Source organism: Tardiphaga sp. P4_G1, from assembly GCF_056401215.1.
Window position 1 is genome coordinate 716,127 of sequence record NZ_JBFUJU010000002.1, and the last position, 10,842, is coordinate 726,968.

Annotated in this window: 13 protein-coding genes, 1 tRNA gene and 1 rRNA gene; 6 read left to right on the forward strand and 9 right to left on the reverse strand. The window is 60.7% G+C overall.

The window, feature by feature from the left end; all coding sequences use genetic code 11:
- Positions 1–14: 14 nt before the first annotated feature.
- Positions 15–1,052, reverse strand: a complete 1,038-nt coding sequence (locus AC1DUY_RS07495) for a class 1 fructose-bisphosphatase (protein WP_478113339.1) — start codon at positions 1,050–1,052, stop codon at positions 15–17.
- Positions 1,053–1,481: 429 nt separating this feature from the next.
- On the opposite strand from AC1DUY_RS07495, the gene AC1DUY_RS07500 reads away from it, so the two are divergent.
- Positions 1,482–1,754 (forward strand): hypothetical protein, encoded by a 273-nt coding sequence (locus AC1DUY_RS07500; RefSeq protein WP_478113341.1) that lies wholly within the window; start codon positions 1,482–1,484, stop codon positions 1,752–1,754.
- Positions 1,755–2,101: 347 nt separating this feature from the next.
- Here the strand turns inward: AC1DUY_RS07500 and AC1DUY_RS07505 are convergent.
- Both AC1DUY_RS07505 and AC1DUY_RS07510 read right to left on the reverse strand, forming a co-directional pair.
- Positions 2,102–2,178 (reverse strand) — tRNA-Met (locus tag AC1DUY_RS07505).
- A gap of 285 nt (positions 2,179–2,463) precedes the next feature.
- Positions 2,464–3,225: an SDR family oxidoreductase gene (locus AC1DUY_RS07510; protein ID WP_441230767.1), complete on the reverse strand. Its 762-nt coding sequence runs from the start codon at positions 3,223–3,225 to the stop codon at positions 2,464–2,466.
- Between the two features lie 86 nt (positions 3,226–3,311).
- Between AC1DUY_RS07510 and AC1DUY_RS07515 the strand changes: the two genes are divergently transcribed.
- Together AC1DUY_RS07515 and AC1DUY_RS07520 are read left to right on the forward strand one after the other, a co-directional pair.
- Positions 3,312–3,851, forward strand: coding sequence for a CvpA family protein (locus AC1DUY_RS07515; protein ID WP_478113392.1), 540 nt, complete (start codon positions 3,312–3,314; stop codon positions 3,849–3,851).
- 86 nt (positions 3,852–3,937) lie between these two features.
- Entirely contained in the window at positions 3,938–4,720 is a 783-nt protein-coding gene (locus tag AC1DUY_RS07520; protein WP_478113343.1) for an SDR family oxidoreductase, read from the forward strand.
- An 86-nt stretch (positions 4,721–4,806) separates the two neighbouring features.
- Here the strand turns inward: AC1DUY_RS07520 and AC1DUY_RS07525 are convergent, their stop codons facing one another.
- Positions 4,807–5,220, reverse strand: coding sequence for a DUF3775 domain-containing protein (locus AC1DUY_RS07525; RefSeq protein WP_478113345.1), 414 nt, complete (start codon positions 5,218–5,220; stop codon positions 4,807–4,809).
- Positions 5,221–5,350: 130 nt separating this feature from the next.
- Here AC1DUY_RS07525 and AC1DUY_RS07530 point away from each other — a divergent pair, with 130 nt between their 5' ends.
- The 3 genes from AC1DUY_RS07530 to AC1DUY_RS07540 all read left to right on the forward strand — a co-directional run bounded on the left by AC1DUY_RS07530 (position 5,351) and on the right by AC1DUY_RS07540 (position 7,881).
- Entirely contained in the window at positions 5,351–6,202 is an 852-nt protein-coding gene (locus AC1DUY_RS07530; RefSeq protein WP_478113347.1) for an MBL fold metallo-hydrolase, read from the forward strand.
- Positions 6,203–6,291: 89 nt separating this feature from the next.
- On the forward strand, positions 6,292–7,134 hold the full coding sequence (locus tag AC1DUY_RS07535; protein WP_175367643.1) for a fumarylacetoacetate hydrolase family protein: 843 nt from the start codon (positions 6,292–6,294) through the stop codon (positions 7,132–7,134).
- A 129-nt stretch (positions 7,135–7,263) separates the two neighbouring features.
- Positions 7,264–7,881, forward strand: a complete 618-nt coding sequence (locus AC1DUY_RS07540) for a glutathione S-transferase family protein (RefSeq protein ID WP_478113349.1) — start codon at positions 7,264–7,266, stop codon at positions 7,879–7,881.
- Positions 7,882–7,960: 79 nt separating this feature from the next.
- Here AC1DUY_RS07540 and AC1DUY_RS07545 read toward each other — a convergent pair whose 3' ends face one another.
- The 5 genes from AC1DUY_RS07545 to rrf form a co-directional block, all read right to left on the reverse strand.
- Positions 7,961–8,503: a methylated-DNA--[protein]-cysteine S-methyltransferase gene (locus AC1DUY_RS07545; RefSeq protein ID WP_478113351.1), complete on the reverse strand. Its 543-nt coding sequence runs from the start codon at positions 8,501–8,503 to the stop codon at positions 7,961–7,963.
- Positions 8,504–8,608: 105 nt separating this feature from the next.
- Positions 8,609–8,812: a hypothetical protein gene (locus AC1DUY_RS07550; protein WP_068729147.1), complete on the reverse strand. Its 204-nt coding sequence runs from the start codon at positions 8,810–8,812 to the stop codon at positions 8,609–8,611.
- A 177-nt stretch (positions 8,813–8,989) separates the two neighbouring features.
- Positions 8,990–9,598 (reverse strand): hypothetical protein, encoded by a 609-nt coding sequence (locus tag AC1DUY_RS07555; protein WP_120288019.1) that lies wholly within the window; start codon positions 9,596–9,598, stop codon positions 8,990–8,992.
- Between the two features lie 223 nt (positions 9,599–9,821).
- The gene (locus AC1DUY_RS07560; protein ID WP_478113354.1) at positions 9,822–10,361 is read right to left on the reverse strand and encodes a hypothetical protein; all 540 of its coding nucleotides are present in this window, start codon (positions 10,359–10,361) and stop codon (positions 9,822–9,824) included.
- Positions 10,362–10,656: 295 nt separating this feature from the next.
- Positions 10,657–10,771, reverse strand: a 5S ribosomal RNA gene (rrf, locus tag AC1DUY_RS07565).
- Positions 10,772–10,842: the final 71 nt, after the last annotated feature.

Consider the following 10,842-nt stretch of genomic DNA (forward strand, 5'->3'; position numbering starts at 1 on the left):
GCTCTATCTCCGGCTCAGCGAAACAGGCCGCGCCGCGCAAATAGCGGCGCGTCGCTATTGTCGAACATCGGCTCGATTCCTTCGTGAATGGCGGCGACGTCGCGAACGCCGCGCATCGAGCCCATGATCAGCGGCACGCGCTGGTGCGGTGTTCGCGCCGAGACTTCGAGGATGCGGCGACGGCCGGTGGTTGCGGAGCCTCCGGCCCACTCCATGACCAACGCCATCGGGTGTGCTTCGTATAAAAGGCGTAGGCGCCCTTCGCGGTATCCGGGGCGCGCGTCGGCCGGATAAAGGAACACGCCGCCGCGGACGAGAATGCGAAGTGACTCGGCGACCAGCGAGCCGATCCAACGCATGTTGAAATCGGCACCGCCGTCGCCACCAATGCCGGCCAGGCATTCGTCGATATAGGTCCGCACCGGACCGTGCCAGTGCCGCCGGTTCGACGCGTTGATGGCGAATTCCGGCGTATTGGGCGCAATCCTGACGCCTTGTGCGACGAGCAGGAATTCACGCGCGCGGCGGTCCAGGATGAAGATGTCGACACGCCCGTTGTGCGCCAGCACCAGCGTGGTCTGGGGACCGTAGACCACGAAGCCCGCGGCGCATTGGGCTGTGCCGGGCTCGAAGAAGGTGGAAACCGCATCGTTGCCGCGCGGACGGATCGAGAAAATGGTTCCGACCGAGATGTTGTTCTCAAGATTGGCGGAGCCATCCAGCGGATCGATCGCAACACAGAGCGGCGCGGCGACATCGAGGATTTCGGGCAATTCTGCCTCTTCCGACAGAATGGCGGCGACGGGGGTCACGAGCAGCGCGCGGCGCATCATCCTGTCCGCGACAAGATCGATGTCCTTCTGCGCGTCGCCGTCGGAATTCACGCCGCTGAGACGACCCGTAATGCCGGCCAGCGGGCCGTCGGCAATGACGTCGGCAAGGTCGATGGATGCAGCGGCGATTCCCTCGATCACGGCGGCGATCGCAAGCCGGTTCGGCGTCTTCGCCCCCGCGCGATCGAGATGCGAACGCAATGTCACGCGTTCATCCATAGCCGTTCCCTCATCGCTGCCCTCTGCGGGGCCATTTTCAAAGCGTCGTGCCGTTCGGCCGTCCGCGCACCAACAACATCCCAGTTTGCAGAATTAGTAAAATATTCTTATCTTTGGCTGGGACAAAGTTTTCCTTATAGAGGTGTTGACGATGGTGGGCCGGTTTCTGCGGGAATTGACCCTTCGCCAGTTGCGCGCTGACCGCCGTTCACCGCGATCGCTCGGTCACGGCTGCGGCTCAAAACTGCATCTGACGCAGCCCGCCGCGGTCACGCCGCAAATGCGCAATCTGCCGGCATTGGAAGGCCTGCCGCTGATTTCAGCGCCGCAGCGACGGCATACTGACCGACGCCGGGCGCGAGGTGCTAGTCGCTCTCCGAGCGTATCCAGGCCGCGATCGCGGACTGCAAAACCTCACTGGAAATGATGATGGGCAAGATCGCCGGCCGGATCTCGATCGGCGCTGTCAACACCTCGAAATATTCTGCACCATTCACGATCTCCGAATTTTCGAAGCTCTACCCGAACGTCGGCGTCAAGCTGTCAACCAGCAACCAGCAACCAGCAACCAGCAACCAGCAACCAGCAACCAGCAGGAAATCGGCAACGCACTCAGCGGCGACAATCTCGACTTTCCGATTATGGGCCGCCCGCCCGACATCGACATGGAGGAGCTCGACCGCTGGGATCACAGAAATCTAGCTGCTTGCCGACCTTCACGATCGCTACCGTTGGAGGAAGACGAAGCCATAGGACCATATTCAAGCCGCATATGATAATCAGCAGAGGGTGGCCTCCCCCGCTGTTCGACGCCAGGGATGATCGGATTGCGCGTCAACGATCCGTAAGGCCAAGCATTTCTCGAGCCCGCCTCCCTGACACGCAGGACTACGCCATCATCGCCGTTCGCGTAGCGTTTTTGCATTCCGCAATTGGTTGCGGGGTGACCTGAGCCTACAGGCTAATGATTGATGTTACTGGTGCCAATTCCAGCATCAAAAAACAAAGCCCAGCAATCCATTGAGATTGCTGGGCTTTGTTTTTTGGTTTGGTTGCGGGGATAGGATTTGAACCTATGACCTTCAGGTTATGAGCCTGACGAGCTACCGGGCTGCTCCACCCCGCGCCAAACCTTTCGGAAAACCAGAGACGAAACGAAGTCGGCCAACGCCAAGGCGTCGATCGATCCCAGTCCGGAGGCTTCCTGAGAAGGCAACCGGGGCAAAGCCCTCGGTGCGAGGGGTATGTACCAATGCCAGCCTGCTTTGGAAAGGGGCTGCGGCGATCTTTTTGCGCTTTTATGACGGTCCGGAAACGCGCCAATCTGCCTTGTTTCGGCACAGTCCGGCCCAGTGACGGACCGCACAGAGCCAAACAGCCTTCAAAGACCCGCTGGACGCCCTCTGGCGGCCTAGTTCAGCAGAAATCCACCATCCACAGTCACGGTGCTGCCGGTCATGTAGCGCGAGGCCTGCGAGGCCAGCAGCAGAATGGCACCGTCGAGGTCGCTCTCATGACCGACCCGGCGCTGCGCGATGCGCTTGATCAGCTTCTCGCCCACGGGCGTGTCCCAGGCGGCATGGTTGATGTCGGTATCGATATAGCCCGGCGCCAGCGCATTGACGCGAATGCGGTGCGCAGCGAGTTCCAGCGCCAGTGCCCTGGTCGCCTGCACGATGCCGGCTTTCGAGATTGCATAAGGCGACACCGCCTTGGTCAGCCCGAATCCGAGGACCGAAGCGATATTGACGATATTGCCCTCCACTTTATGCGCGATCATGCGGCGCGCGGCTTCGGTCGCCGCGAAATAGGCGCCCTTGAGATTGGCCCCGATGACCGCGTCCCAATCCGCCTCAGTCTGATCGATGGCCATCTTCTCCACCGCGATGCCGGCATTGTTGATCAGCACGCTGACCGGCCCGAGCGCAGCTTCAGCGGCATCGAACGCGCTTGCGATCGAGGCATTGTCGGTGACATCCATCGACACCGCGACAGCGCGGCCCCCCTTGTCCGTGATTTCCTTCTGCAGGCTCTCTAGCTTGCCCATCTGCCGCGCTGCGAGCACCACAGCTGCACCATGCGCGGACAGCACGCGCGCAAATTGTCGGCCGAGGCCCTGCGAGGCTCCGGTGATAAGGATGGTTTCTTTACTGACGTCGAATATCCCGGACATGGCATTTCCCTTTGATTTTGCCCTAGTGATACCCGGCCTTGCCGCGATCGCAAACCGCCGCGCTCCGCCGATTTCTTTGACGCGGAATTGCCGCATGGGGACGAAGCCGCGATGAACATTTCGATGTCGTCGTTTATGTCGGCCTGATCGTCGCCATGGTCATCGGCTTCCGCGCCGGCCTCTTGCGCAGCGCCGTGACCATTCTGGGCTATCTGCTGGCGATGCCGATCGCCGTCTGGATCACCGGGCTGATCGCGCCGCAACTGTCCGGCAGCGCCGCCGCTTCGACCACGCAAAATTCATTGCTGTTCTTCGCGAACTTCCTGGTGTCAGGCATCGTGCTCGGCTCGCTGCTGCGCATGGCGATCAACGACATGATCGGCCACGAGATCGGCATCGGCGACAGGCTCGGCGGCGCTTTGCTCGGCGCCGTTCGCGTCGGCCTGATCGCGGTGACGCTGGTGCTGATCTTCGACCAGCTTGTGCCGGCCGACAGGCAGCCGGCCTATATGACCGGGTCGCAGCTGCGGCCCCTGCTGTCGCTGGCCGGACAGAAGGGCGTCAAATCGCTGCCGCCGGACGTGACCGCCACCATCGAGCAATGGAAACGCGCGCATCGGCTCTGACGTCGGCGCCCTTATCAGGCCGCTTGCGACGGGCTAGACTGGCCCCCTCTTTTCTTCGCCAGTTCGACAACTTCAGGAGTGATATCGTGGATCTTGGAATCAAAGGCCGCCGCGCGCTTGTCTGCGCATCCAGCAAGGGCCTCGGCCGTGGTTGCGCCGAAGCGCTGGCCGCAGAAGGCGTGCATGTCACGATGACTGCACGCGGCGGCGACGTGCTGGCGGCAGCCGCTGCCGATATCCGCAAGGCCTATCCGGGCGTCGAGGTCACGGAAGTCGTCGGTGACATCACCACGGTCGAAGGCCGCGAAGCTGCGCTGAAGGCAGCCGGCCAGATCGACATCCTCATCAACAATGCCGGCGGCCCGCCGCCCGGCGATTTCCGCAACTGGACCCGCGACGACTGGCTCAAGGCCATCGATGCCAACATGCTGACCCCGATCGAGCTGATCAAGGCGACGGTGGACGGCATGATGGAGCGCAAGTTCGGCCGCATCGTCAACATCACCTCGGCCGCCGTGAAAGCGCCAATCGATGTGCTCGGCCTGTCCAACGGCGCACGCAGCGGCCTCACCGGCTTCATTGCCGGCCTGTCGCGCAAGACCGTGCGTGCGAATGTCACCATCAACGGCCTGCTGCCCGGCCCGTTCTACACCGACCGCCTGAAGGGCGTCGCCGCCGGACAGGTCAAGGCCACAGGTCTTTCGGTCGACGAAATCCTGGCCAAGCGCGCCGCCGAAAATCCGTCGGGCCGGTTCGGTCATCCCGATGAATTCGGTCAGGCCTGCGCCTGGCTGTGCAGTTCGAAGTCCGGCTTCATCACCGGCCAGAACATCGTGCTCGACGGCGGTGCTTTCCCCGGCACGATGTAAGTCGACAGCATCTCAAGACGCAAAAAAGCGATCGGCTGCACGGCCGATCGCCTTTTCTTTTTGAGTTACGCGGTTTGATTACGCGATCAGTGAACCGGCGTGGTGCGCTCGTTCGACCAATCAACGCCGAATTCTTCCAGGCCTTCGGCGAGGAGATCGCCGAGCAAAGGCTCGCCGAGCAGATAGCGCGCTGTGCGCCCGTTGCGGCCCTCCGCGGCTTCGCGGCGCAAGTCGCTCCATTCCTCGATAGTGGCGTCGCCGCGTCCCAGCCGCATCAGGGCGACGAGATCGACCTGCTCGTCCTCGGTGAGCGCGCTGATGAAGCCCGCAATTTCCCGCGCCACGGGATCCTCGCCATTGTCCTCAAGCACATCGATCATGTCGTCGTCGGCGCCGCTCGAACCAGAATCGGGATCCGAGGCGATATCCTTGGCATCGAACTGCCGCGCCTTCTCGATCAGAAAGCCCACTTTCTCGGATGAAATCGCTAGTTCTGGCATCGCACGCTCCTCGCTGCAGGGCCCGGTGTTCCACTCTGACAACGCGCATCCCCGCGAGATGATCCATTGCGCGCCACGCCGGAAACCCGCATCTTTCCAGCCCTAAAAAGAACAATGGGGTGAACGCCTGATGCAATGGACGGTCGGCAAGGTCAGGATCACGCAGATCATCGAAGGCGAGACGATTGGCAGCACGCGCTTCATTCTCCCGCAGGTCGGCCCCGATGAGGTCCATGCGCTGCCGTGGCTGATGCCGGAATTTGCAACTCCTGAAGGCCGGCTGAAAATGTCGATCCATGCGCTGGTCGTGGAAACACCGACGCAGCGCATCGTCGTCGATACGTGTCTCGGCAACAATAAGCAGGGCCGTTCAGTTCCGACGTGGAATGACCTGCACACGCCGTTCCTTGAGAACATGACAGCAGCCGGCTTCGCGCCTGACAGCATCGACACGGTGCTGTGCACCCATCTGCATGTCGATCATGTCGGCTGGAATACGAAACTGGTCGCTGGCCAATGGACGCCGACATTCCCGAATGCACGCTATGTGTTCGGACAGCACGAATACAACTACTGGGCGGCGCATAGCGATACGGCGTCGCATCTCGCCGTGTTCAACGATTCCGTAAAGCCAATCGCCGATGCCGGGCTGATGGATCTCGTTGCCAGCGATGCGCAACTCTCGGATGAGATCACGCTGATCCCGACACCGGGCCACAGCCCCGGCCATATGAGCGTGCATATCAAATCCGCAGGCGGGGAAGCGCTGCTGACCGGCGACGCCGCACATCATCCGGTGCAGATGGCGCATCTCGACTGGTCGTCCACGGCGGATGCCGATCCCCTGCAATCCGCCGTATCGCGGCGCGCATTGTTCTCGCGTTTTGCGGATACGCCGACACTGGTGATCGGCGGTCACTTCGGTGCCGGCCGCATCATGCGCGAGGGCGATGCTTTCAGATTTGCCGCGCTGCAGCACTGATTTTTGCGGCTCTGACCTCTCAGTCGCGCGGTTGAATTTCCCCGCGCCCTGTTCCACAACCTTTCAGGCAAGCCCCAAGGGAGACGACAATGAAGCTCGTAAGATACGGCGCGTTCGGCAGCGAAAAGCCGGGACTGATCGACAAGGACGGCAAGCTGCGTGACCTCTCCGGCCAGGTGAAGGATCTGGCTGACGATGCATTTGCGCCTGCCAATCTTGCCAAGCTCGCTGCGCTCGACCCGGCGTCGCTGCCTGCCGTAAGCGGCTCGCCGCGCATTGGCTCGCCCGTTGGCGGCAAGCCGAAATTCATCGCCATCGGCCTGAACTATGCAGATCATGCGGCGGAATCCGGCATGCCGATTCCGTCAGAGCCCATTGTCTTCATGAAGGCGCTCAACAGCCTGTGCGGCCCCAATGACGATGTGGAAAAGCCCCGCGGCTCGACCAAGCTCGACTGGGAAGTCGAACTCGCCATCGTCATCGGCACCAAAGCCAAATATGTGACCGAAGCCGATGCGCTGAAGCATGTCGCCGGCTACAGCGTCTGCAATGACGTTTCCGAGCGCTTCTTCCAGATCGAGCGCGGCGGCCAGTGGACCAAGGGCAAGTCGCACGACACGTTCGGCCCGCTCGGCCCGTGGCTGGTGACATCAGATGAAGTCGGCGACGTGCACAAGCTCAGCATGTATCTCGACGTCAATGGCAAGCGCTGCCAGACCGGCTCGACCGCGACCATGATCTTCAATGTGCCGCAGATCGTGTCGTATCTGTCCGGCATGATGACGCTGATGCCCGGCGACATCATCACCACGGGCACGCCACCCGGCGTCGGCCTCGGCATGAAGCCGCCGAAATTCCTCGAAGTCGGCGACGTCATGACGCTCGGCATCGAGAAGCTCGGCGAGCAGAAGCAGAAAGTGGTTGCGGCTTAAGGCGCATCACTCTCCTCGTCATTGCGAGGAGCGAAAGCGACGAAGCAATCCAGAAGGCCACAAAGCAAGGACTGGATTGCTTCGCTGCGCTCGCAATGACGACCAATAGAACTGAGTAAAGGACCAAAAATGAAGCTGACTTTTTCTCCGGGTTCGCCCTTTGCGCGCAAGGTGCGCATCGCGGCGATCGAACTCGGACTGATCGACAAGATCGAACTCACGCCCGCCTCGGTCGCACCGACGCAGAAGAATGAGACCTATTCGCATGACATCAGCCCGGTCAGGAAATTGCCGGCGCTGATCCTCGATGACGGCAATGTCATCGTGGATTCATATGTCATCACCGAATATCTCGACGAGCTCGCCGGCGGCAACAAGCTGATCCCGGCCGCGGGTCCGGCGCGCTGGAAAGTGAAGAGCGAGCATTCGATGCTGCAGGGCATGACGGATGCGATGCTGCTGTGCCGCTACGAAGTCGGCGTGCGCCCGAAAGAGCTGTTGTGGCAGGCCTGGTATGACGATCAGTGGGATCGCGCATGGCAGGGGCTCACACGTTTCGAAAATCATCCGGACATTCTGACGCGTCCGATGGATGCGGCGCAGATCGCGCTCGTCTGCGTGCTCGGTTATGCCGACTTCCGCTTCCCGGATTGCGGATGGCGCAAGGCGTTTCCGAAACTCGACGCTTTCCACAACAAGATGTTGCAACGGGAATCGGTGAAGATCTCCGTTCCGCCAAAGGGTTAGAACCGAAAAGCGACCTGACGCAATTTCACGTCAGCTTGCGAAAATCCTGCGTCAGGCCTGCGGCGATCTTGCGGCAGATCTAGTCGAACAGCGAGGGCGTGTGATTCACATACGCGCCCTCGATGGCGAGCATCTTGAGCTTGGTCTCGACGCCGCCATTGGCCGAAAATCCGCCCGGCTTACCGCCGGCAGCCAGCACCCGATGACACGGCACGATCACCGGACACGGATTTTGCCCCATCGCCTGCCCGACATTGCGTGACAGTTCGACACCGCCGAGCTTCTTGGCGATATCGCCATAAGTCAGCGTTGCGCCCGGCGGGATCTGGCGGGCAATCGCATAGACGTTGCGATTAAATTCGGGGACGTCGGTGAGATCGAGATCGATATCGAGAAGATCGACCGGCTTGCCGGTCATCAGTTCGACGATACCGTCGATGGCTGCCTGTACCGCCGGCGGCGGTGCAGCTTCGACGATATCCGCATGGCGCTGCTTGATGCGCACGCGGGTCTGTTTTTCGTCCGGCTGCGGCAATTGCACAGCAACGATACCGTGATCGGCCCATGCGATGCCGCAACGGCCGATGGCGGTGTCGAAGAGAGTGAACTGAACGTCGGTCATATGAGCCTCCATCGATCGCATCAGCATCCGATGTGGTGAGGTCCGGAGTTTGCGACGATCTTCAGCCATTCGCCACCCGATTCCGGAGTGGCAAACAGCTTTGTCTCAGCTCTGCTCGCGCGACGGCATTGAGGCGGCCTTGTGGATAAAAGCCTGGCCGAGCATGTCGAGGATTTCCTTGGTGGCCACGAACATGAACACACCCGCCTCGGTGTCGAAGGAGATGCCGACCACGGTCGGATCGGGCTGGAAGTCCAACAGGCTGTAGCCCTTCAGCGGGAGGGCGGGCACTTCTTTCGGATTCGACATGTCGGTCTCCCGCGTCAGTGAAAGGCTCGTGAAAGCCGGAATAAAGAGGGCTTAGACAACAATTCGGAGCACGCCAAGGCGTTATTTCGTAGCGTTGGCCTGCCTTCCAACGACAATCGGGACCGCACTGCGGCCCCGATCTTCAGAAGTCCAAGCCGTGCGATGGCAATGGCGGACTTACTCGTCGTTCTGCATCGCTGCGGCCAGCTTGTCGTAATATTTGCCGACGAGGTCGATATTGCCCTTGTTCTCGACTGCTGGCGGCGGCGATTTAAGCGCGGCGTTGAGATCGGCGAGCGCGGCCTTCTTGTCCTTGGCCGGCATCTTCTTGTCGGCCTGCACGGCCGCGATCTGCTGCTTGAAGACCACTTCGGGGCCGACATATTTCTTGGTCTGCGGATCGAAGCCGCCCAGCACCAGCATGATGTTTTCGACGACGTCGTTGTAGTCGCCGTAGTTCGCAAAGCCGTTTTTCTTGGCGACGTCATCGAGCTGCGCGACCACTTTGGGATCCGGCTTGTCTGGCGCCTGCTGCGGCAGCTTTGCGGTCACCGCATCAAGATCCTTCTGTGCGGCCAGCACCTGCTCGATCTGCTTGTCAGTCAGCGCAATCTGCTTTGGCGCCGGCGCATTTTGTGCGGGAGCTGCGGTGGGTGCCGGCGTGGGCGGCGTCTGTTTTGCGGCGGGCTGTTTCTGCGCCTGCGCATATGCAGCGCCAGTGACGGGAATCGTCGCAAGGCCTGCGATGGTCAGGGCGGCGATGGCGGGGCGAAGGATGGAACGCATGAAGATCTCCTCGGCAAATTGGAGCGACCAGGGAAAGTCGATCGCGGAGCGAAACCGGTTCAACGAGCCCGGTTGGTAGAGGATGGAACGCTGCAGCTGAATCGTGGCTGAATGATCGCAGCGGCCGGTCGTCCCTTACCCCGGCTGCTCGGTTGCCGATCTTCCGCCCATTACCCGCTTATGGTGCATGTACGACCAACAACGCAGGCCGCCATTCCGACGATCAGTCGTCCTTCAGCGCGACGGCGAGCTTGTCGTAATACTTGATCGCGAGATCGATATTGCCCTTGTTTTCGACAGCTAGCGGTGGCGACGCCATCTTGGCATTGAGATCGTCGATCGCCTCCTTCCTGTCTTCGGCTGAGAGGCTCTTGTCCGCCTGAACGGTGGCAATCTTCTGCTTGATCACGGCAACCGGCCCCACATAGGTCTTCGTCTTCGGATCGATGCCCGCCATTGCGAGACCGATATTGTCGAACAGGATCGTATACTCGGCGTAATTTGCAAAACCATGCTTCTTGGCGACGCCATCGATCTGGGCAAGGACCGCTGCGTTCGTTCCGGGAGTGGCGACAAAGCCGTCGAGATCTTTCTGCGCTGCGAGCAACGCCACCACCTGCTTTTCACTGAGAGCTAGCTGCTTGGCGGCGGACGCTTCTGGTTTCGATGCCTGCGCCAAGGCGATCTGGCTGGCCGGTATAGCAAAACAAAAAGTCGCACCAACCAGGGTCAGCGCGACAACGGGACGAAAAACGAAATGCATGCCGAGTTCCTATCGGTAGATATCCCGACTAAGTCTCGCATTGGAAAAGAAAGGTTCAGCGGTAACGGTAATATTCTGCAGAAGCCTCTATCGCCCCTCTGAGTTGCGCGCGCATGCGCTCTCTCGGCGCTCGGCTCTTGCGATGAGCACCTGCGTTGGAGCCGCGGTTACGATGATCCGTGATGATGAGTTTGCGCCGATTGGCCAGCGGACCAGACAACAAAAAACGCCGTCTCCCGAAGGAAGCGGCGTTTTTGTATTGATATCGTAGATGAGGAGTCTTTGTCCTTTGCAGGCCTGGCAGCGACCTACTCTCCCAGGGCTTAAGCCATAGTACCATTGGCGCTGAGGAGTTTAACGGCCGAGTTCGGGATGGGATCGGGTTGAAGCTCCTCGCTAGAACCACCAGGCCGGCGAAGGACAAAGATACGAAGCAAACTGTTTTGGTCTTTCTGTAGGACGCGCTTGGGCGTCCCTGAGT

Excerpts from the sequence above, each read along its gene's own strand:
- AC1DUY_RS07500 (WP_478113341.1), top strand. The coding sequence starts at position 1,482 with ATGGGCAAGATCGCCGGCCGGATCTCGATCGGCGCTGTCAACACCTCG.
- AC1DUY_RS07550 (WP_068729147.1), bottom strand. The coding sequence starts at position 8,812 with ATGTCGAATCCGAAAGAAGTGCCCGCCCTCCCGCTGAAGGGCTACAGC.
- AC1DUY_RS07535 (WP_175367643.1), top strand. The coding sequence starts at position 6,292 with ATGAAGCTCGTAAGATACGGCGCGTTCGGCAGCGAAAAGCCGGGACTG.
- AC1DUY_RS07510 (WP_441230767.1), bottom strand. The coding sequence starts at position 3,225 with ATGTCCGGGATATTCGACGTCAGTAAAGAAACCATCCTTATCACCGGA.
- AC1DUY_RS07560 (WP_478113354.1), bottom strand. The coding sequence starts at position 10,361 with ATGCATTTCGTTTTTCGTCCCGTTGTCGCGCTGACCCTGGTTGGTGCG.
- AC1DUY_RS07495 (WP_478113339.1), bottom strand. The coding sequence starts at position 1,052 with ATGGATGAACGCGTGACATTGCGTTCGCATCTCGATCGCGCGGGGGCG.
- AC1DUY_RS07555 (WP_120288019.1), bottom strand. The coding sequence starts at position 9,598 with ATGCGTTCCATCCTTCGCCCCGCCATCGCCGCCCTGACCATCGCAGGC.
- AC1DUY_RS07545 (WP_478113351.1), bottom strand. The coding sequence starts at position 8,503 with ATGACCGACGTTCAGTTCACTCTCTTCGACACCGCCATCGGCCGTTGC.
- AC1DUY_RS07525 (WP_478113345.1), bottom strand. The coding sequence starts at position 5,220 with ATGCCAGAACTAGCGATTTCATCCGAGAAAGTGGGCTTTCTGATCGAG.
- AC1DUY_RS07530 (WP_478113347.1), top strand. The coding sequence starts at position 5,351 with ATGCAATGGACGGTCGGCAAGGTCAGGATCACGCAGATCATCGAAGGC.
- AC1DUY_RS07540 (WP_478113349.1), top strand. The coding sequence starts at position 7,264 with ATGAAGCTGACTTTTTCTCCGGGTTCGCCCTTTGCGCGCAAGGTGCGC.